The sequence below is a fragment of the Telluria sp. ZB4P36 genome, assembly GCF_059685865.1.
The window spans coordinates 57300-78442 of sequence record NZ_JCASIE010000005.1; the positions used below are offsets into that span (position 1 = coordinate 57300).

The following is a 21143-nucleotide window of genomic DNA, read 5'->3' on the forward strand; positions in this document are numbered from 1 at the left end:
TCAGGGCCTGCAAGAATATCCCACAAGAACATGAATGAACAATAATCAGACGAAAATCGGGGTGCCGATGCAGCGTTGGATCGGTTTCCTGGTTTTCCTGTTCCCTTTCCTCAGCCTCATCACCCCATCCGGCATCGGCTTCAGCAGCCTGGTCTTCGTGCTCGCCGCCCTGTGCGTGCCGCGCAAGGCCTGGGCGGCGATGGCGCCGCACTGGCGCGACATCCGCTGGGTGGTGGCGGCCTTCGCCTATTACTTCCTGTTCGCGCTGCTGTGCGTGCTGCTGCGTCCGGAGGCCGGCTGGGGCTATCTCGACAAGCCCTCGCGCATGTTCTTCGGCCTGGCCGCCGCCATGCTGGTGGTGCTGGCGCGGCCACCGCGCGCCGCCCTGTGGTGGGGCGTGATCGCCGGCGCGCTGGCCGCGCTGCCCTTCATCGCCTGGCAGCGCATCGTGCTGGATATCCAGCGGCCGGGCGGCTGGCTTAACTCGATTACCTTCGGCGATATCGCGCTGTGCCTGGCGCTGGTGGCCCTGGCCGCGGCCATCGACTACCGCCACAGCACCCGCAAGGCGATCTTCCCGGCGCTCGGCGCGCTGGCGGGCCTTGGCGCAACCATCCTGAGCGGCACGCGCGGCGGCTGGATCGCACTGGTGCTGGCGGCCATCCTGTTCCTGACCTATGCCAGGCTGCTGCAGAGCCGGCGCGTGCGCCTGCTCCTGATCGGCAGCTTCGCGCTGTTCGCCTCGACCTTCTTCATTCCGGCCTTCGGCGTGCAGGAGCGGGTCGGCCAGGGCGTGCACGACGTGCAGACCTGGCTCGACGGCGGCAGCGCCTTTTCGAATGTCGGCATCCGCCTCGAACTGTGGAAGGGCGCGCGCACCATCATCGCGGAGCATCCGCTGTTCGGACTCGACCCGATGACCGTCCGGGCCGAGATGCGCGCGCTGACCGAGCAGGGCAAGATCCAGGACGTGGTGCTGCCCTTCGAGCACCTGCACAACGACCTGCTGCAGGCGCTGGCCACCGGCGGCGTGTTCGGCCTGCTGGCCTACCTCGGCATCCTGGCGGCGCCCTTCGCCTTCTTCGCGCGCGCGGTCGGGACCGGCGTCCGGCGGGAGATGCCGCAGTTCGCCCCAGCCTTGGCCGGCATGCTGGTGGTGCTCAGTTACTTCGGCTTCGGACTCACCGAAGTCATCTTCTGGTCCCTGAAGGGCAGCATGTTCTACGTGCTCATGGTGACCCTGCTCATGGGCTTCTGCCTGAATGCGAAAGAAATGGATACACAGCGTGGAAAATAAGGTCATCATCAAACGCCTGCTGGCGGTCGTGAAGCCCTACCAGACGCGGTCCTGGCTGGCGCTGCTGTCGATGGCGCTCACCGCCGCCACCCAGCCGCTGCTGGGCAAGGCCTTGCAGCTGCTGCTGGACAAGGGGTTTAAAGAGAAAGTGCCGTTCAGCCTGTGGTGGATCCCGGCCGTGCTGGTCTCGATCTTCATCCTGCGCGGGATCGGCACCTTCTCGACCGCCTACCTGAACAACTGGGTCACCAGCCGCGTGCTGAACGACCTGCGCGCGATGGTCTTCGACCGCGTGCTGCGCCTGCCTGTGGCGCGCTTCCATGAAGAGTCGACCGGCAAGATCATCAACACCGTGGTGGCCGACGTGCGCCAGGTGGTCGACATGCTGCAGTCGGTGTTCGTTGCCTGCGTGCGCGACACCCTGGTGGTGATCGGCCTGCTCGGCACGCTGCTCTACCTGAACTGGAAGCTGACCCTGGTCGCGATCGTGGTGATCCCGCTGACCGCCGTGATCGTGCGCACCACCACCGGCCGCCTGCGCCGCCTGAACCGCGAGAACCAGCGCGTGACGGCCGAGATGACCCAGGTGGTCGAGGAAGCCACGCGCGGACACCAGGTGATCCGGGTGTTCTCCGGCGAGCGCTACGAGCGCGCACGCTTTCACGCCCGCAGCGAGGCGCTGCGCGGCTTCTCGCAGCGCATGACGGTGGCCTTCGCCGCCACCACCCCGATCACCCAGATCGCCACGGCGATGGCGCTGTCGCTGGTGGTGGTGCTGGCGATCCAGGCCGACATGACGGTGGGCGAATTCACCCAGTTCGTGACCATGATGCTGATGCTGCTCACGCCGCTCAAGTCCCTGGCCGAAGTCAATGGCCCGATGCAGCGCGGTATCGCCGCGGCCGAGACGGTGTTCGGCCTAATCGACTCGCCGGCCGAGAACGACACCGGCACGCGCGCACTCGAACGCGCCAGCGGCCACCTGCGCTTCGAGAACGTCTCGTTCCGCTACCCCAACGCGCTGAATCCGGCTTTGCAGGACGTGACGCTGGACGTGCAGCCGGGGCAGACGGTGGCGCTGGTGGGTGTCTCGGGCGGCGGCAAGTCGACCTTCGTCAACCTGGTGACGCGCTTCTACGACCCCGAGGGTGGCCGCCTGCTGCTCGACGGCGTGCCTTACCAGGACATCCGCCTGGCCAGCCTGCGCGCCCAGCTCGCGATGGTGAGCCAGAACGTGGTGCTGTTCGACGACACCCTGGCGGCCAACATCGCCTACGGCGTCGAGAAGATCGACTACGAGCGTCTCGCGGCTGCTGTGAAGGCGGCGCACCTGACCGACGTGGTGGCCAAGCTGGAAGAGGGCGTGGAGACGCGCATCGGCGAAAACGGCATGCGCCTGTCGGGCGGCCAGCGCCAGCGCGTGGCGATCGCGCGCGCGATCTACAAGGATGCGCCGATCCTGATCCTGGACGAAGCCACCTCGGCGCTCGACAATGAATCCGAACGCGCCGTGCAGGCGGCGCTCGAAACCCTGATGGCGGGACGCACCACGATCGTCATCGCGCACCGGCTGTCGACCATCGAGCGGGCCGACCGCATCGTGGTGATGGAGCACGGGCGCATCGTCGAGCAGGGCACGCATGCGGAACTGCTCGATGCGAACGGGATGTATGCGAACCTGTACCGCCTGCAGTTCGTGGCGGCGGATCAGACGTAAAACCGCGTGGGCGGGAAACCCGCCCACGCTACCAAAGCGCTTCAGCTGGCGTAGTGCGCCGCTTCCCCCGGCACCTCCGTATCGCGCCCATGCGCGCGGTCCTGCACCGCCTCCACATAGCGCCGCAATGCATCGTCCAGCGACGGCAGCAGCGAGGCCCGTTCGCTCGACAGCGCACTGAACTCGGGCCGGCGCGCCGCCAGGCCGCAGCTCTCGCTCGACACCGCTTCCAGGCCTGAAGCATCGACCCGCGCCGCATCGCAGGCGCGCCGGGCCAGGTCGGCCCAGCTCAGCGCCTCGGCATTCGTCAGGTGCCAGACGCCGCGCTCGCGGTCGATCAGGAGGTCGAGCGACACGTTCACCAGGTCCGGCACATAGGTCGGCGAGACCACCATGTCGCCGGCCGCCCGGAAGGGCAGGCCGGCTTCCAGCGCGTTGAGCGCCAGCGTGACGAAGTTGTGCTGGTCCCAGGGCCCGAAGAAGGCGCTGGTGCGGATCACCAGGGCCTGCGGGTCGGCGTCCAGCACGCGCTGCTCGGCCTCCATCTTGCTGCGGCCGTAGACGCCCAGCGGATTGAGGACATCCGACTCGACGTAGGGCGCCCCCTTGGTGCCGTCGAACACCAGGTCGGTCGAGAAGGTCATGAAGCGCAGCTGGTGGCGGATGCAGGCCAGCGCCAGTACCGTCGGCCCCAGCGTGTTCTCGCGCATGCAGCGTTCCGCATCGCCCTCGGCCTCGTCCACGCGCACGTAGCCGCCCGCATTGATGATGGCCCACGGTTTGTAGCGCACGATGGCCGCTTCCACCGAAGCGGGATCGGTGATGTCCATCTCCTGGCGCGTCAGCACGTGGTAGGCCAGGTTGCGTTTTTCGCAGATGCGGGCATAGGCCGAGCCCAGGGTGCCGGTGGCGCCGGTGATCAGGATCGGCTGCACCACGTTCGACTTGAACTGGCTGCGGATCGCGATGTCGGCCACCGCGGTACGGGTCGCGACCGGCTTGCACAGGAAGCGGCCCGGGCGGCGCCACCAGCCTTCGCCCTGCAGCACGGGGCTGGACAGCGGGCGTCCCGTCGCCAGTTCGCGCATCAGGGTGGCCACCGCCGTCGGACGTGGCGTGCCGCCGCGCACGTCGAAGGGGCCCGGCTCGTAGTAGCCGCGGCATTCGGTCACCAGGCAGTTCCAGTCGTAGGAGCCGAGCAGGGCCCAGACCGTCACGGCGCGCACGTCCGCGCCCTGCTGTTTCGCCTTCCGGGCGGCGTTCCAGATCTCCACCAGCCAGCGCAGCTGGTCTTCGCGGTTGGCGTCGATATGGGCTTCGGTGATGGCGATCGGCAGGCGGTAGCGTTCCCAGGTTTCCATCAGCAGGGGCGCGATGCCGGGCGTCGGCGTGGCCAGCGCGCGCGGCGTCTCGATGTCGGCATGCGGGACGCCGCGGTAGACATGGCGGTGCGATGCGGGATAGCGTTCCGGCCGGTGGTCGAGCCAGCGTTCGCTGGTGATGTAATAGTTGACGCCGATGACGTCCGGCGGGCAGGGGTTGTCGCGGAACCAGAGCAGCTCCTCTTCGGTGGCCTGGGCCTCGAGCAGGTAGCCCCACAGCGCGTGGTGCTGGTCGACCATCCCGCACAGCAGGTCCCAGGCCAGCCAGCGGCGGTCGTTGAAGAAGCTGGTGATCTCCTCCATCTCGGGCGTGCCGTAGGTCTTGGACAGGTCGTCGGTCTGGACCAGCTTCGCGTCGGGATTCACCGCGCGGATCGCGCGCATCGACAGCACGATCGCACGGCACTGGTTGATGAGGGCGCGGACAAAAGTAGCCTCGTCACTGCCGTGCGGATACCACACGCCCGCCAGGCCGGAGAAGCGCGCCGTGGTCAGCGGTTCGTTGACGGGGGTGTAGTACTCGACCCAGGGATAACGCCGGGCTACCGCGCCCGCATACTCGGCGAGCTTGTCGGGGAAGGAAGGATCGACCAGGCTCGTATGGCGCGGGCCGCTGCCGTGGTGCACCAGGCCGACGATCGGCTGGACGCCCAGCTGCTGCAGGGCCGGCAGGCGCTCGTCGGGCCACGACCAGTCGGCGGACTCGATGCCGTCGGGGGCCGTGCGCTCCCACAGCACCGGGTAGCGGATCGCCTTGATGCCCAATGAGGCGAAGCGTTCGATGTCCTGCAGGCGTTCAGCGTGGCCATTGCGGTCCATCTGGCTGAAGTAGTTGTCGCGCACACGGTTGACCGTGCATTCAAGTCCCCCCCAGAGGTCGAGCTCCGGGGTTTGGTTTGACTGGGAAACCATCTGTGTGTTCATGTTCTGACCCGCTTTTTGTGAAGACAGCCCCTAGCCTAAGCGGCGCGTGCGACGGGTTGTGTGAGTTGGCCCACATATAAAGGCTTTTTCGGACAAATCCTACTTTTTGTAGGTATGTTCCTCATTTCAGGGTCTAACTTCTGCTAACTGGAAATTTCTGCAGGCATCAAACAGCGTGACCGGTGCGCCGTGCGCGGCGTGAAGCGGCGACAATACGCCTAAACAGGAGCTGATGAAATGTACATGGTGTACTGGACAATTGTCGAAGCCGACAAGTGCACGCCCCACGAAAAGCTGTTCGAGACCACGGAAATGGTGGAGGCGATGCAATACATGGAAGTGCTGCGCAAGCGCCAGCGCGAGGGTGAAGGCGTACGCTTCATCACGATGTCGTCCGAGCATCCGGACCTGGTCGGCCATCCTGGCGTGGACGTGACCGGCCCGGAATACAACTGGAAGAAGCGCCGCCGCTGAGCAGTCCTTACGGCAGGCGGCTCTTCAGTATCTTCCCGCTCGGTGCGGCGGGCAGCGCATCCATGAACACGATGCGCGACGGCCGTTTATACGGCGCCAGGCGCGCCCCCAGCCAGTCCTGCAGCGCCGCCGCATCCACTTCGCCCGCGGCCTCCACGAAGGCCACCACTTCTTCCTCGCCATCCGCCACGGGGCGGCCGACCACCGCCGACTGCAGCACGGCCGGATGGCTGTTGAGCGCCGTCTCCACTTCCAGCGGATAGACGTTGAAGCCCGAACGGATGATCAGTTCCTTCAGGCGTCCGGCGATGAAGAGCGCGCCGTCCGCGCCCAGCCTGGCGATGTCGCCGGTGGCGAGCCAGCCGCCGGGATGCAGCGCGGCGGCCGTCTGGACCGGGTCGCGGTAATAGCCCGCCATCACGTTGGGGCCGCGCACCCACAGCTCGCCGGTCGCTTCCACGATGCGCAGCTCGACGCCGGGGATGGGGTGGCCCACCGAGGTGTCGGCGCGCGGCGCGTCCAGGCGGGTCTGGGACACGGTCGGGCCGCTCTCGGTCAGGCCGTAGCCGTTGTGCAGGGGCAGCCCGAACACGCGCTCGACTTCGCGCTTGAGCAGCGGGTCGAGCGGCGAACCGCCGGCGTAGCAGAAGCGCAGGCGCGAGGCGAGCGTCTCGCCGCCGGCGAGCGCCAGCAGGCGCGCATACATGGCCGGGACACCCTGCACGATGGTGAGCACGCCGGCGCGGATCTGCGCCAGCAGCGCCTCGGCGGAGAAACGCGGCATCAGGTGCAGGCAGGCGCCCGCGTACAGCGTGCCGAGCATGACCGAGCTCAAGCCGTAGACGTGCGAGATCGGCAGCACGCCGCTGGCGTGGTCCGATGGCGCAAGGCCGCGCAGGGCGCTCGAGGTGGCGGCGACGAACAGCAGGTTCGCATGGGTCAGCATCACGCCCTTGGGCTGGCCGGTGGTGCCGGTGGTGTACACCAGCGCCGCGACCTGTGCGCCGGCTGGCCCCGGCGGTTCCGCCACGGCGCTTGCGTCAAGCGGCCCCACGCGCACGCGCACGCCCTCGCCGGTGGCGCCGAGCACGCAGCGCGCGCCGCAATGGACGCGGATCGCCGCCAGTTCGCCTTCGCTCAGGCGCGCGTTGACGGTCACGCTCCAGGCGTCGATGCTGGCGATCGCGAAGATCAGGGCCACCTGCGCCACGCAGTTTTCGCTGGCCAGCATGACGCGGTCGCCGGGGCGCACGCCCAGCTCGCGCAGCCGGCCCGCGTGGCGCGCGATCTCGCGGCGCAGTTCGCCGTAGGTCCACACGCGGCCCCCTTCGACCAGGGCGGGGGCGCCGGACGGATGGTGGAGGACGATGTCGCTGATACGCGCGGGAAGGCGGGAGGGATCGATCATGGGGTCTGCAGCGAAAAGGCGTCCGCGATCGACACCAGCTCGCCGGTGCCGCGTGCGTCGTAGCCGGGCAGGGCGTCCACCAGCTTGTGGTACGCGGGAGTGCGCATCAGCTCCAGCAGCTGGCGCATGGCGGGCTCCTCGAGGGCCTCGCGGCGCACGGCGAAATAGTAGACCTCCTTCACCAGCGGCGTGAAATCGAGCTTGAACTGGGCGCTGGCCGCGCGCATGCCGAAGCCGGCGTCGGCCATGCCGCTGGCGATATAGGCCGCCACCGCGGAATGGGTGAACTCGGCGCTGTTGAAGCCCTGGATGGCGTCGGGCGGCGGGCCGTCGGCGGCCAGCATCATCTCGAGCAGCATGCGGGTGCCGGAGCCGGCCTGGCGGTTCACGAAGCGCACGCCGGGGCGCGCCAGGTCGGCCAGCGCATGCAGGCCGAGCGGATTGCCGCGGGCCGCGATCAGGCCCTGCTCGCGTCCCGCCACCCGCACCAGGCAATGCTGCTCCGGGTCGAGCCAGCGCAGGTACCAGGCGGCGGTCGGCGCCTGGAAGCGCCCGATCGGGACGTGGAAGCCGGCCAGGTCGCATTCGCGCCGCGCCAGCGCCGTCACCGCATCGGTGCTGGTGCGGTAGCGCGAATCGAGGGGCAGGGCATCGCGGTCGACACAACTCATCAGCGCCGCCACCGCGAAACCGTGGCTGGCATCGAGCCGCAGCGGACGCAGCGCGACGCCGGTGATGCGCGCCAGTTCCACTTCCAGTTCGGAGGCCAGGGTTTGCAACGTGGGCGACAGGCGCGCGGCGATGCGGCGGTCGGCCCATACCAGTTTTTGCGCCAGCGGCGTGAGCGTGGTGCCGCGCCCGCGCCCGGTCTCCAGTAGCTGTTGGCCGAACAGTTCCTCGGCCGCGCGCAGCAGGCCCCAGGCATAGCGGTAGGACAGCTTGACCGTTTTCGCAGCCTGGGCGATCGAGCCCGTGTCCTGGATTGCCAGCAGCAGGCCAAGCAGGTCGGCGGTGTCGAGCGGGCGCGCGCCATTCAGGCTGATTTCCCAGTGTGGGCGGATAAGGATATTGAGCATTATGCTAAAAATAGCCTATTTCTTAGCAAAAAGCACCATGTTAATCTCGCCGAAATAATAAAATTTGACGAAACAATATGCTTTAAAAAGCATATTTAATCAACTCACTGGAGGGGACATGGCTGGACTACGTTTTCTGGACAAGGAACACACCATCGCAGGACCTGGTTTCAACCGCTGGTTGGTTCCGCCGGCGGCGCTCGCGATCCACTTGTGCATCGGCATGGCCTATGGCTTCTCGGTGTTCTGGCTGCCGCTGTCGAAAGCGCTGGGCATCGGCGAATCGATCGCCTGCCCAGCCGAGATGGGCTTCATGGCGCAGGTGTTCGCTACCACCTGCGACTGGAAGATCTCGATGCTGGGCTGGATGTACACCCTGTTCTTCGTCTTCCTCGGCCTGGCCGCCTGGCTCTTCGGCGGCTGGCTCGAACACGCCGGGCCGCGCAAGGCCGGCCTGGTGTCGGCACTGTGCTGGTGCGGCGGCCTGGTGATCTCAAGCGTGGGCATCTACACCCACCAGATCTGGCTGATGTGGCTCGGCTCCGGCGTCATCGGCGGCATCGGCCTGGGCCTCGGCTACATCTCGCCCGTGTCGACCCTGATCAAGTGGTTCCCCGACCGCCGCGGCATGGCGACCGGCATGGCCATCATGGGTTTCGGCGGCGGCGCCATGATCGGCGCCCCGCTGGCCGACAAGCTGATGAAGTACTTCGCCACCCCGACCTCGGTCGGCGTGTGGGAAACCTTCCTGGCCCTGGCAGCGATCTATTTCGTCTTCATGGTCGCCGGCGCGATGACCTACCGCGTGCCCGCCACCGGCTGGAAGCCGGAAGGCTGGACCCCGCCGGCCAAGTCCGCCAACACCATGATCACCGCGCGCCACGTGCACGCCAGCCGCGTATGGGGCATTCCGCAGTTCTGGCTGATCTGGGGCGTGCTGTTCCTGAACGTCTCGGCCGGCATCGGCATCCTGGGCATGGCCTCGCCGCTGCTGCAGGAAGTATTCGGCGGACGCCTGATCGGCGTCGACGCCGGTTTCAACGATCTCGACGCGGGGCAGAAGGGCCAGATCGCGGCGATCGCCGCCGGCTTCACCGGCCTGCTCTCGCTGTTCAACATCGGCGGCCGCTTCGCCTGGGCCTCGTGCTCCGACTACATCGGCCGCAAGGCGACCTATTTCGTGTTCCTGATCCTCGGCTTCTTCCTGTACGCCTCCATCCCGTCGATGGCGCACAGCGGCCAGCTGGCCCTGTTCGTCGCCTTCATCTGCATCATCCTGTCGATGTACGGCGGCGGCTTCGCGACCGTGCCTGCCTACCTGGCCGACCTGTTCGGCACCCAGATGGTCGGCGCGATCCACGGACGCCTGCTGACCGCCTGGGCCGCCGCCGGGGTGCTCGGCCCGATCCTGATCAACTACATCCGCGAATACCAGATCGCCAACGGCGTACCGAAGGCGCAGGCCTATGACGTCACCATGTACGTGCTGGCCGGCCTGATCGTCGTCGGCATCGTGCTGAACGCGATGATCCGCCCGCTGGCCGACAAGCACTTCATGACCGATGCGGAGCTGGCAGCCGAGAAGAAGCTGGCGCAGGAACGCGACATCAGCGCCTCCTCGTCCGGCATGCGGGGCGGCGCGGTCGCGGTCGCTCCGAGCAACCCGGCCCTGGCCACCTTCGCCTGGGCCGCGGTAGGTATCCCGCTGCTGATCGGCGTGTGGATCACGCTGCAGAAGGCGGTCGTGCTGTTCCAGTAAGCACGCCGGCCCAGGCGGCCATGCCGCCTGGGCTTGCAGTACCATGCGATCATCCCCACTGATTTTTCCGGGTCACCACACATGAACCATCCCGTCATCCCGATTGCCGTCGTTGGCGCCAGCCGCCAGCGCAAGCGCGAAGCCCCCAAGGGCCGCCGCGTCGATCCGCAGGCGCTGGCCGAGGTGCAGGCGCTGCTGGGCCAGGAGTCGCGCCAGCGCGACCTGCTGATCGAGCACCTGCACAAGATCCAGGACCGCTACGGCTGCCTGGCCAGCAGCCACCTGGCCGCGCTGGCGCAGGAGATGCGCCTGGCCCAGGCCGAGGTCTACGAGGTCGCCAGCTTCTACCACCACTTCGACGTGGTCAAAGAGGGCGAGGCCGCGCCCGCCGCGCTGACGGTGCGCGTGTGCGCCGGCCTGTCCTGCGAGATGGCGGGCGCCCGCGAACTGCTCGACCGGCTGCCGGCGCTGCTGGGGCGCGAGCTGAGGGTGCTCGAAGCGCCCTGCGTGGGGCGCTGCGAACAGGCGCCGGTGGCGGTGGTCGGCCAATGCCCGGTACCGCATGCAAGCGCCGAACAGGTGCTGGGCAAGGTCAGCGCCGGCGAGACGCGCGATGCGCTCACCGGCTACACCGGCTATGCTGACTATCGCCGCGACGGCGGCTATGCGCTGCTGCGCAACTGCGTCGCCGGCCGCCACGAGGTCGAGCAGGTCATCGCCACGCTGGAAACCTCGGGCCTGCGCGGCCTCGGCGGCGCCGGTTTCCCGCTGGGCCGCAAATGGCGCATCGTGCGTGCCGAGGCCGGCCCGCGCCTGATGGCGATTAACATCGACGAAGGCGAGCCCGGCACCTTCAAGGACCGGGTCTACCTCGAACGCGACCCGCACCGCTTCCTGGAAGGCGCACTGATCGCCGCCTGGGCGGTCGGCATCGAGGCCATCTACATCTACCTGCGCGATGAATACCACGGCTGCCGCGCCATGCTCGAAGCCGAGCTGGACAGGCTGCGGGCCGACCCGCCGATGCCGAACATGCCGCCGATTCACCTGCGCCGCGGCGCCGGCGCCTACATCTGCGGCGAAGAGTCCGCGATGATCGAATCGATCGAAGGCAAGCGCGGCATGCCGCGCCTGCGTCCGCCCTACGTGGCCCAGGTCGGCCTGTTCGGGCGTCCGACGCTGGAACACAATTTCGAATCGCTGCACTGGGTGCGCGAGATCCTCGAGCGCGGCGGCGACTGGTTCGCCGGACACGGACGCAACGGCCGCCGCGGCCTGCGTTCCTTCTCGGTCTCGGGCCGGGTGCGCGATCCGGGCGTGAAGCTGGCCCCGGCCGGCATCACGATCAAGGAACTCATCGAGGAATACTGCGGCGGCATGCAGGACGGCCAAGATTTCTATGCCTATCTGCCGGGCGGCGCCTCGGGCGGCATCCTGCCGGCCAGCATGGGCGACATCCCGCTCGACTTCGACACCCTGCAGCCCTACGGCTGCTTCATCGGCTCGGCCGCGGTGGTGGTGCTGTCGGATCGCGACAGCGCGGTGGCGGCTGCCCGCAACACCCTGACCTTCTTCAGGGACGAGTCCTGCGGCCAGTGCACGCCCTGCCGCAACGGCACGGCCAAGGCGCTCGACCTGATCCGCCAGCCGCAATGGGACACCGGCCTGCTGGGCGAGCTGTCGCAGGTGATGCGCGACGCCTCGATCTGCGGCCTGGGCCAGGCGGCGCCGAATCCGATCGACTGCGTCATCAAATACTTCCCGCAGGAGTTGGTGCAATCATGAACGCTTCCATCCCTACCGTTTCATTCGAACTCAATGGCCGCACAGTCCACGCGCTGGCGCATGAAAGCCTGATTGAGGTCGCCGCGCGCGAAGGCATCGAGGTGCCGCGCCTGTGCTACAAGGAAGGATTGGCGTCGGTCGGCAACTGCCGCTCCTGCATGGTCGAGATCGACGGCGAGCGTGTGCTGGCGCCATCCTGCTGCCGCCATCCGAGCGCCGGCATGAAGGTCCGTACCGACAGCCCGCGCGCCGTCGCGGCCCAGAAGATGGTGCTGGAACTGCTGCAGGCCGACATGCCGGAAGCCGAGTACACGCGCAGGAACGAAGTCGACCTGTGGGCCGGGAAGCTCGGCGTCGGCAAGCCGCGCTTCGCGGCCACGCGCCGCCAGCCGCAGCGCGACGTCTCCCATGCGGCGATCACCGTCAACCTGGATGCCTGCATCCAGTGCACGCGCTGCGTGCGCGCCTGCCGCGACGAGCAGGTCAACGACGTGATCGGCCTGGCCTTCCGCGGCCAGGAGACCAAGATCGTGTTCGACCAGGACGACCCGATGGGCGCATCCACCTGCGTAGCCTGCGGCGAGTGCGTGCAGGCCTGCCCGACCGGCGCCCTGATGCCGGCGCGCGAGGTGGCGCTGCACATTCCCGACAAGCAGGTCGATTCGGTCTGCCCCTACTGCGGCGTGGGCTGCCAGCTGACCTACAACGTGAAGGACAATAAAATCCTGTATGTGGAGGGCCGCGACGGCCCGGCCAACCAGGGCCGCCTGTGCGTCAAGGGCCGTTACGGCTTCGACTACGCGCACCACCCGCACCGCCTGACCAAGCCGCTGATCCGCCGCGCAGGCATGCCCAAGACCGGCGACTTCACGATGGACCCGACGCGCGTGCTCGAGGTCTTCCGCGAAGCGAGCTGGGAAGAAGCGCTGGCGCTGGGCGGCGGCAAGCTTGCCGCGATCCGCGATACCCACGGCGGCGCGGCCCTGGCCGGCTTCGGCTCGGCCAAGGGCAGCAATGAGGAAGCCTACCTGTTCCAGAAGCTGGTGCGCACCGGCTTCGGCACCAACAACGTCGACCACTGCACCCGCCTGTGCCATGCATCCTCGGTGTCGGCCCTGCTGGAGGGAATCGGCTCGGGCGCGGTGTCGAACCCGGTGATGGACGTGACGCGCGCCGAGGTGATCGTGATCATCGGCGCCAACCCGACCGTCAACCATCCGGTCGCCGCCACCTGGATCAAGAACGCGGTCAAGGCCGGGGCCAAGCTGGTCGTGCTCGACCCGCGCCGCTCGGAACTGGCGCGCCACGCGCACCGCTACCTGCAGTTCAAACCCGATACCGACGTCGCGCTGCTCAACGCCATGATGCACGTGATCGTCACCGAAGGCCTGGTCGATGCCGCTTTCGTGGCCAGCCGCACCATCGGCTACGAAGACCTGGAAAAGAACGTCGCCGAGTACAGTCCGGAAGCGATGGCGCCGATCTGCGGCATCGACGCCGAGACCATCCGCTACGTGGCGCGCCTGTATGCCACCTCGAAGGGCTCGATGATCCTGTGGGGCATGGGCGTGTCGCAGCACGTGCACGGCACCGACAACGCGCGCTGCCTGATCGCGCTGTCCCTGATGACGGGCCAGATCGGCCGTCCGGGCACCGGCCTGCATCCGCTGCGCGGCCAGAACAATGTGCAGGGCGCGTCCGACGCCGGCCTGATCCCGATGATGCTGCCGGACTACCAGCGCGTCGACAACCCGGCCGCACGCGCGAAATTCGAAGCCGCCTGGGGCGCCGCCCTCGACCCGAAACCGGGCCTGACGGTGGTCGAGATCATGGACGCCATCGATGCCGGCCAGGTGCGCGGCATGTACATCATGGGCGAGAACCCGGCCATGTCCGACCCCGACGCCAACCACGCGCGCGCCGCGCTGGCCGCGCTGGAGCACCTGGTGGTGCAGGACATCTTCCTGACCGAGACCGCCTACCTGGCCGACGTCATCCTGCCTGCCTCCGCCTTCCCGGAAAAGACCGGCACGTTCACCAATACCGACCGCCTGGTCCAGCTGGGCCGCCAGGCGATCGATCCGCCGGGCGAAGCGAAGCAGGACCTGTGGATCATCCAGCAGATGGCCAGGCAGCTCGGCCTGCCGTGGAACTACGCTCACGTGTCGGAGGTGTTCGACGAGATGCGCCGCACCATGGCGAGCATCGGCGGCATCACCTGGGAGCGCCTGGAGCGCGAGGGCGCGGTGGTCTATCCCTGCATGAACGAAGGCGACCAGGGCCAGCCGGTGGTGTTCACCGAGCTGTTCCCGCGCGAGGGCGGCAAGGCGCGCTTCGTCCCGGCCGACATCATCCCGGCCGACGAGCGTCCCGATGCCGACTACCCGATGGTCCTGATCACGGGCCGCCAGCTCGAACACTGGCATACCGGCAGCATGACGCGGCGCGCCACCGTGCTGGACGCGATCGAGCCCGATCCGGTCGCGCTGGTGCATCCGCTCGACCTCGAACGCATGGGCATCCAGCCCGGCCAGGCCATCACCATCGCCTCGCGCCGCGGTGAAGTGGTGCTGTATGCGCGCGCCGACGACAGCTCGCCGGTGGGGGCGATCTTCGTGCCCTTCTGTTACTACGAAGCGGCGATCAACCGCCTGACCAATGCGGCGCTCGACCCCTTCGGCAAGATTCCGGAATTCAAGTATTGCGCCATCAAAGTCACGCCGGGCGGGGAGCCCGCACCGCAGGGAAGCTACGGTGGCGGCCAAATCCTGGCCGGCATGGCACAATTGGCAACATGAACTGTCCCGACCTGCCACGCTACCGTCCGGTCCTGTCCGATGCGCGCGCACTCCTCACCCACGAGGTGCGCGCGCTGGACGAGCGTGGCCGCGCATCGGGCATCGCGATCCCGGCCGAGCGCCCGCTGACCGTCTACGTGGACAAGCGCGAGATCGTCACCCTGATGACCCTGGGCGGCGCGCCCGAGGCGCTGACCCTCGGCTACCTGCGCAACCAGCGTCTGGTGCGTACGATCGAGGACATCGTCTCGATCCAGGTCGACTGGGCGGTCGATGCGGTGGCGGTCGTCACCCGCAACGGGATTGCGGACGTGGAGGAGCGCACCGCGAAGAAGGTCGTCACCACCGGCTGCGGGCAGGGCTCGGTGTTCGGCGGACTGATGGACGAGGTGGACCGGATCGTGCTGCCTGCCGACGCGCGCCTGGCGCAGTCGGTCGTCTACCGCATCGTCGAGACCATCCGCACCCAGCAGTCGATCTACAAGCAGGCCGGCTCGGTACATGGCTGCGCGCTGTTCTCGCACGACGGGGAGCTGCTGTATTTCGTGGAAGACGTCGGCCGCCACAACGCGGTGGACGCGATCGCCGGCCTGATGTGGCTCGACGGCCTGGTGGGCGGGGACAAGCTGTTCTACACCACCGGCCGCCTGACCTCCGAAATGGTCATCAAGGGTGCCCAGATGGGCATCCCCTTCCTGCTGTCGCGTTCCGGCACCACCCAGATGGGCCACATGGTGGCGGAAAAGGTCGGCATGTCGCTGCTGGCGCGCTGCTCGGGCAAGCACTTCCTGCTGCTGGCCGGGCATGAGCGCCTGGTGTTCGAGCCCGGACTGCTGGAACCCCTGAACGCACCGCGGATGGCTTGACCGTGCTGGACGCAACGACGCACGCCTTCGCGCTGCTGTTCAGCGGTGACGGGGCGCTGTGGCGCATCGTCTGGGTGTCGCTCAAGACCAGCATCCTCGGACTGCTGCTGGCGGCGCCGCCGGCGATCTTCCTTGGCTACGTCATCGCCATGCACCGCTTCCCCGGACGCCGCATCGCCATCTGGCTGGCCCAGGCCGCGCTCTCGCTGCCGACCGTGCTGATCGGCCTGCTGCTCTACCTGCTGCTGTCGCGGCGCGGCCCGATGGGCGGGCTGGAGTGGCTGTTCACCCAGGAGGGCGTGATCCTCGGCCAGATGGTGATCGGCCTGCCGGTACTGCTGGCCTTCACGCTGGCGGCGGTGCAGGCGGCCGACCCGCGCTATGCCGAAACCGCCGTCGCCCACGGCGCATCAAGGCTGCGCGTGATGGCCACCGTATTGCACGAGGCGCGCTACGGCGTGATGGCGGCCGTGATCAGCGGCTTCGGCCGCGTGATCTCGGAAGTCGGCTGCGCGCTGATGGTGGGCGGGAATATCGAAGGCCAGACCCGCACCATCACCACCGCGATCGCGCTGGAAACCAGCAAGGGCGAGTTCGCGCAGGGCATCGCGCTGGGCATCGTGCTGGTGTCGCTGGCGCTGCTGATGAACGGCGCGCTGGTGCTGCTGCAGGGCGAAGCGCATACGGCGGGAGGACGCTGGTGAACACGCTACTGACGGTGCATGGCCTGCGCAAGCACCACGGCGAGCGCACCCTGTTCGAGATCGACACCTTGACCATCGAGGCGGCCAGGGCCTACGTGCTGACCGGCGTGAACGGCGCCGGCAAGTCGACCCTGCTGCGCACCCTCGCCGGCCTGGAACGCTGCGAGGCCTGCACGGTCGAATTCGACGGGCGCAGCATGCCCCTGCATCCGTATCCATCGGCGCTGCGCCGCGCCATCGTCTTCGTGCACCAGCACCCGATCATGTTCTCGACCAGCGTCTTCCACAACATCGCCTACGGCCTGCTGGCGCGCGGCGACAGCCGGCGCGGCGCGGAGCCGCTGGTCGAGGAAGCGATGGCCTGGGCCGGCGTGGCGCATCTGCGCGATACCGATCCGGCGCGCCTGTCGGGCGGCGAGAAGCAGCGCGTGGCGCTGGCGCGCGCCCGCGTACTGCAGCCGCGCCTGCTGCTGCTCGACGAACCCACGGCCAACCTCGACGGCCCGGCGCGCGAGCAGGTGATGGCACTGATTCCCACTTTGCTCGACCGGGGCAGCAGCGTGGTGATGGCCTGCCACGACCGCGACCTGATCGGGCTGCCCGGCATCCAGCGCCTGAAGCTGCGCGATGGGCGCCTCGAAGTCCGCTGACCACAAGGAGAAAACCATGCAACGTCGTACGTTCAGCACCCTGCTGTTGAGTGCCATCCTGGCCGCGCCGCTGGCGCAGGCGCAGGAAGTGATTCGCCTGTCCACCACCACCAGCACCGAGAACTCGGGCCTGCTCAAGGTACTGTTGCCGGCCTTCGAGGCAAAGACGGGGACCAAGGTCCATGTGATCTCGGTCGGCACCGGCAAGGCCCTCGAACTGGGCAAGAACGGTGACGTCGACGTGACCCTGGTGCATGCGCGCGCTCTCGAAGACAAGTTCGTCGCGGAGGGCTGGGGCATCGACCGCCGTGACGTGATGTACAACGATTTCATCGTGGTCGGCCCTGCCGGCGACCCGGCCGGGGTCAAGGGCAACAAGGACGTGATCGCGGCCTTCCAGAAGATCGCCGCGAGCGGCAACAGGTTCATCTCGCGCGGCGACAATTCCGGCACCGACGTGATGGAGAAGGCCTACTGGCAGCAGGCGGGAACCAAACCGGCCGGCGCCAGCTACGTGTCGGCGGGCCTGGGCATGGGCGAGGTGCTGAACATGGCGGCCGAAATGCGCGCCTACACGCTGACCGACCGCGCCACCTACGGTGCCTACCGCGCCAAGACCGGCCTGGCGGTGCTGGTCGAAGGCGACAAGCGCATGTTCAACCCCTACGGGATCATCGCCGTCAATCCGGCGAAGCACAAGGGCGTGAACTACAAGGGCGCGAAGCAGCTGATCGACTGGATCACCTCTCCTGAAGGACAGGCGAGGATCGCGGCCTTCAGGCCGGAAGGCGAGCAGCTGTTCTTCCCCACGGCGGCACGCTGATCGGGCTGTCGCTCACGCCAGCTTCAGTCGTGCGAGCTTGCCGAGCGCATCGCGCAGCCCGTGGGCGGCGGCCTGCGCCTGTCCGCCGACCCATCCGCGCGCATAGCCGCCGTCGTGCGCATGCCCGCTGTTCTCGAGCACCGGCAGCAGCCTGCCCGCCACCGCCAGGTCGTTCAGGTGGCCGAGCCGGTCCTGCAGCGTCGACAGGCACTTGATGGTGGCCCTGACCTCTTTTTTCGGCAGCAGGTCACGGAAGAATTCAGCCGCATAGCGGGCCTTCTTGGCCGCGATGCGCACCCGGTGCCGGGCCGGCGCATCGTTCTCGTCGAGCGCCTTGATGCGCTTGCGCAGGCGTTTTTGCGCCTTGCGGATGAGCGGCACCAGGCCGTCCAGCGCTGGCTGGGCCAGCGGATCGTCCTTTGGCAGTCCGGAGGCGGGACGCCATTGGCGGCCGCGCAGCCAGCCGTTCATCTGCAGCATGAGCCGGGTGGTGCGCGGCGAGTGCAGCGTGGGCAGCATGTTCCGGTGCAGGATGCGGGCCTGCTCCTTCGCCGCCGCCTGCAGGGCCCCGGTGTGGATGCCGCCGATCGCGGGCAGCGTGGTATCGGCCAGCACGTCCCAGTCCCGGGTGGCGCCCAGTTCGCCGGACAGCCAGTCGAGACCTTCCTGCAGATCGGGTGGCAGCGGCGCCAGGTCGCGGAACATGGCAAGCAGCGCGCGCAGGCGGCGCAGGCCGACCCGCATCTGGTGCAGGCTTTCCGTACTTTGCAGCAGCACGCCGGCGACATTGGATTCGATCTGCGCCATGCAGTTCAGGCCCATGCACTGCAGCGCGTCCTCCATGCGCATCTTGCGGGAAAGCCGTACCCGCCTGGCCTTGAACGGGACCGGCGCCGTATCTTGCAGCAGGGCATAGCCGCGCGCCGCCCGGCTGGCGTTCGCGACTTCCAGCGGAATGTCCTGATGCAGGGCCAGCGCCAGCGCGAACAGCTGTGTCGGGTTGCCGCGCTTGAGGTCCAGTTCGAGCTCCCCGATGTCGACGCTGCGGTCGTTGGCATCGATGCTCCCGCTGTCGATCGCGCACTCGATTAGTTGCCCGCCTGGAAGGACGACGTCCCAGGCCGTGCGCAGGCTGGTGCTGGTGAATACCGGTTGCAACTGCCCGGTGATTGCCGGCGAGCGCAAGACTTCGCTGAGCCGCTGCGGTTTGATCTGCCGCGCCAGGTCCGCCGGGTTCGGTTGCGGGCCGTCGAGCCGGGATTCCCATTCGCCCCGCGCGTGCGGCGTGGGCCATGCGTCCGTCGCCGCCTTGACGACCTGGATCCAGGCATCGCCCTCGCGCCGCACCCGCAGGCTCAGGCCGGCGCGCCACAGGTCCAGCGCCGGGGTGTCGTAATACGTCTCGCTCAGTTCGTACTCGCGGCGCGATGCGGCGGGCGGGTTCGCGAGCAGGGGATGCTCGCGCATGCGCGCCACGTCCGCTGCGGCGATCTGCAGTGTGAGTCCGGTTTCCATCGATGTTCCCTGAATGCCTGGTTCCAGGCCATCATACGGTCCAGCCCGGAAATCGAGCGCGCAGCTGACATGCGGTCAACCGGCCGGGGTGCGCATTCGGGCCGCTCCGTGCAGTATCCCGTCGAAGGGAACAGGTTCTTCTCCGATCACGACGATATCGTCCGTGATGTCGAAGCTGCGGAATTCCCTGCTGTGGCGTGAGCCGCGCACCTTGACCACCGAAATGACCGTGTGCATTGCGCTGTTTGCCTCGACGTAGCGCTGCAGGACGATGGCATCCACCAGCACGCCACTGCCGTTGTTGCCGAGCTGAAGGCTGTCATAGCGGTCCTGCACTTCGCTGGTCATGACCACGGTGATGCCCTTGGTACGCAGCACCGTGGTAAGCCGGTACAGCGCGTCGCGGAAGTCATCGCGGTATTCGAGCGCGATGGCCAGCTCGAAGCCGGTCAGTGAGTCCAGCACGACGCGGGTGGCCCCGGTCGCATCGATCTTTGCCAGAAGTTCATACAGCAGTTCGTCGATCGACAGGTCGAGCTCGCGCACATGCATGACGCTGACCTGGCCCGAGCGCACCAGGCCGTCCAGCTTCAGGTTCATCATCTGGTGCGGGCCCCGCTCGAACAGGGCCACGATGCCGTGCTCGCCGCGCGCTGCGCCGGCAGCCAGGAATTCGGTGGCGAGGATGGTCTTGCCCGACCCTGTCGGCCCGGTCAGCAGCACCGAATAGCCTGCCGGGATGCCTCCGCCAAGCATGTCGTCGAGGACAGGAACACCGCTGGAGAGCCGCGGCAGGCGCGCAGCCGGAGCGTCGCCGGTTGGCTCGACCACGGGCATCATGCGCGGGAACACGGAGATCCCGCCGCGTTCGATGCGGAAGGCGTGCAGGCCGGGACGCTGCTTCTGGCCGCGGATCTTCACCACCTGGATCTTGCGCGACATCGCACTGCGCTCCAGCTGCTGGCTGAGCCAGAAGATGCCGTCCGCCACAGTGAAGATCGGGTTGCGGTCGGCGTCGCTGGTGGTGTACTCGCCGATCAGGAAGCTGGTGGCTTTCCAGGTGCTCATGTGGGCCGCCAGTTGCTGCACGAAAGCCTGCAGCGCCGAGATCTCGCGCTGGTCGCCGCGCGCGCCTTCGATGAAGGAACGGAAGGAATCGATGAAGACCAGGGCCGGCTTGTGCGTACGCACTTCCTCCTGGATCTGGGCCATCACCGCATCGTAGTTGCCTTCCTCGACCTGGGGCGCGAGGGTGATGAAGTTGACGGAGTCGCCCACCTTGTCGAGGTCGAAGAAGCTGAATTGCTGCTGGTAGCGCAGCATCTTGACCGGTGGCTCGCCCATCGCCGTGAAGAACAGCGCCTTGCTCCCTGGACCGGCCAGGCTGAACATGATTTGTTGGGCGAACGTGGTCTTTCCGCTGCCGGGCGCACCGCCGATGATATTGAACGACAGTTCCGGCAGGCCGCCCCCAAGGATGGTGTCGAGTCCCGGTACGCCGGTGGCAAGCGTGCTCAGGTCAAGTTTGTCGGTCATTGCCACATTCTCCAGGATATTTGCTCAGGTATTGTTGTGGACGCAGTCCGGCCCGAAGGCTGTTTGCAGCAGGCGGCTGGCCAGGCTGGCGCCGATCAGGCCGGCCAGTTCGTCCGTGTAAGTTTTCAGCATGGCGCAATTGGCGGCCTCGATGTCGGCCGCCGGCCGTTCGCGCAGGACGCGCACGAAGGCGTCCAGGGCACCGGCGTCGGATTCGGCGCTCATGGCCTGTTCCAGCCACGGAAAGGCTCCCGCATTCAGGATCATGGTGCGTTCGAACAGCAGGCCGGTACTGAGTGGCCCGATCAGCGGACCGAAGCGGTCGAACAGGACGCGCCAGATGCCGGCGGCAGTGGCGGCATCGGCAGGACTCGAGTCCGGCCTGAGCCGCGCAAGAATCGTTGCGAGCAGTTCGGTCTGTATGGGCAT

At 67.6% G+C, this 21143-nt stretch carries 16 protein-coding genes; 10 read left to right on the plus strand and 6 right to left on the minus strand.

Translation table 11 applies throughout. The features are described from left to right. Positions 1 to 34 precede the first annotated feature (34 nt). Both AC56LK_RS09560 and msbA read left to right on the plus strand, forming a co-directional pair. Positions 35 to 1297: an O-antigen ligase family protein gene (locus AC56LK_RS09560; RefSeq protein ID WP_497184323.1), complete on the plus strand. Its 1263-nt coding sequence runs from the start codon at positions 35 to 37 to the stop codon at positions 1295 to 1297. Beyond that, a complete protein-coding gene (gene msbA / locus AC56LK_RS09565; protein WP_497184324.1) occupies positions 1263 to 3014 on the plus strand; it encodes a lipid A export permease/ATP-binding protein MsbA in 1752 nt (583 codons plus the stop codon). The genes AC56LK_RS09560 and msbA overlap by 35 nt, the downstream gene beginning before the upstream one ends. A 41-nt stretch (positions 3015 to 3055) precedes the next feature. Here the strand turns inward: msbA and AC56LK_RS09570 are convergent, their stop codons facing one another. Next, positions 3056 to 5320: a family 1 glycosylhydrolase gene (locus tag AC56LK_RS09570; RefSeq protein WP_497184325.1), complete on the minus strand. Its 2265-nt coding sequence runs from the start codon at positions 5318 to 5320 to the stop codon at positions 3056 to 3058. Positions 5321 to 5563: 243 nt separating this feature from the next. On the opposite strand from AC56LK_RS09570, the gene AC56LK_RS09575 reads away from it, so the two are divergent. Further along, positions 5564 to 5794 (plus strand): hypothetical protein, encoded by a 231-nt coding sequence (locus AC56LK_RS09575; protein WP_436104446.1) that lies wholly within the window; start codon positions 5564 to 5566, stop codon positions 5792 to 5794. 7 nt (positions 5795 to 5801) lie between these two features. Here the strand turns inward: AC56LK_RS09575 and AC56LK_RS09580 are convergent, their stop codons facing one another. Both AC56LK_RS09580 and AC56LK_RS09585 read right to left on the minus strand, forming a co-directional pair. Further along, complete coding sequence (locus AC56LK_RS09580; protein ID WP_497184326.1) at positions 5802 to 7202, minus strand: class I adenylate-forming enzyme family protein; 1401 nt, start codon at positions 7200 to 7202, stop codon at positions 5802 to 5804. After that, positions 7199 to 8278: a substrate-binding domain-containing protein gene (locus tag AC56LK_RS09585; protein ID WP_497184327.1), complete on the minus strand. Its 1080-nt coding sequence runs from the start codon at positions 8276 to 8278 to the stop codon at positions 7199 to 7201. The genes AC56LK_RS09580 and AC56LK_RS09585 overlap by 4 nt, the downstream gene beginning before the upstream one ends. A gap of 118 nt (positions 8279 to 8396) precedes the next feature. Here AC56LK_RS09585 and AC56LK_RS09590 point away from each other — a divergent pair, with 118 nt between their 5' ends. The 7 genes from AC56LK_RS09590 to AC56LK_RS09620 all read left to right on the plus strand — a co-directional run bounded on the left by AC56LK_RS09590 (position 8397) and on the right by AC56LK_RS09620 (position 17663). Then, a complete protein-coding gene (locus tag AC56LK_RS09590) occupies positions 8397 to 10037 on the plus strand; it encodes an OFA family MFS transporter (protein WP_497184328.1) in 1641 nt (546 codons plus the stop codon). An 81-nt stretch (positions 10038 to 10118) separates the two neighbouring features. Beyond that, complete coding sequence (locus AC56LK_RS09595) at positions 10119 to 11822, plus strand: NAD(P)H-dependent oxidoreductase subunit E (RefSeq protein ID WP_497184329.1); 1704 nt, start codon at positions 10119 to 10121, stop codon at positions 11820 to 11822. Continuing rightward, positions 11819 to 14620, plus strand: coding sequence for a formate dehydrogenase subunit alpha (gene fdhF, locus AC56LK_RS09600; protein WP_497184330.1), 2802 nt, complete (start codon positions 11819 to 11821; stop codon positions 14618 to 14620). The genes AC56LK_RS09595 and fdhF overlap by 4 nt, the downstream gene beginning before the upstream one ends. Further along, positions 14617 to 15486, plus strand: coding sequence for a formate dehydrogenase accessory sulfurtransferase FdhD (locus tag AC56LK_RS09605; RefSeq protein ID WP_497184331.1), 870 nt, complete (start codon positions 14617 to 14619; stop codon positions 15484 to 15486). Before fdhF ends, AC56LK_RS09605 begins: the two co-directional genes overlap by 4 nt. Further along, positions 15483 to 16190, plus strand: coding sequence for an ABC transporter permease (locus tag AC56LK_RS09610; RefSeq protein WP_497184332.1), 708 nt, complete (start codon positions 15483 to 15485; stop codon positions 16188 to 16190). The genes AC56LK_RS09605 and AC56LK_RS09610 overlap by 4 nt, the downstream gene beginning before the upstream one ends. Beyond that, positions 16187 to 16840 (plus strand): energy-coupling factor ABC transporter ATP-binding protein, encoded by a 654-nt coding sequence (locus AC56LK_RS09615; RefSeq protein ID WP_497184333.1) that lies wholly within the window; start codon positions 16187 to 16189, stop codon positions 16838 to 16840. The genes AC56LK_RS09610 and AC56LK_RS09615 overlap by 4 nt, the downstream gene beginning before the upstream one ends. 16 nt (positions 16841 to 16856) lie before the next feature. Continuing rightward, on the plus strand, positions 16857 to 17663 hold the full coding sequence (locus AC56LK_RS09620) for an ABC transporter substrate-binding protein (protein WP_497184334.1): 807 nt from the start codon (positions 16857 to 16859) through the stop codon (positions 17661 to 17663). Positions 17664 to 17675: 12 nt separating this feature from the next. On the opposite strand, the gene AC56LK_RS09625 is transcribed toward AC56LK_RS09620, so the two are convergent. From AC56LK_RS09625 to AC56LK_RS09635, 3 genes are all read right to left on the minus strand, one after another. Continuing rightward, positions 17676 to 19178, minus strand: a complete 1503-nt coding sequence (locus AC56LK_RS09625) for a CYTH and CHAD domain-containing protein (protein WP_497184335.1) — start codon at positions 19176 to 19178, stop codon at positions 17676 to 17678. Positions 19179 to 19253: 75 nt separating this feature from the next. After that, positions 19254 to 20714: a DUF7125 family protein gene (locus AC56LK_RS09630; RefSeq protein ID WP_497184336.1), complete on the minus strand. Its 1461-nt coding sequence runs from the start codon at positions 20712 to 20714 to the stop codon at positions 19254 to 19256. Positions 20715 to 20738: 24 nt separating this feature from the next. Continuing rightward, positions 20739 to 21143, minus strand: a complete 405-nt coding sequence (locus AC56LK_RS09635) for a hypothetical protein (protein WP_497184337.1) — start codon at positions 21141 to 21143, stop codon at positions 20739 to 20741.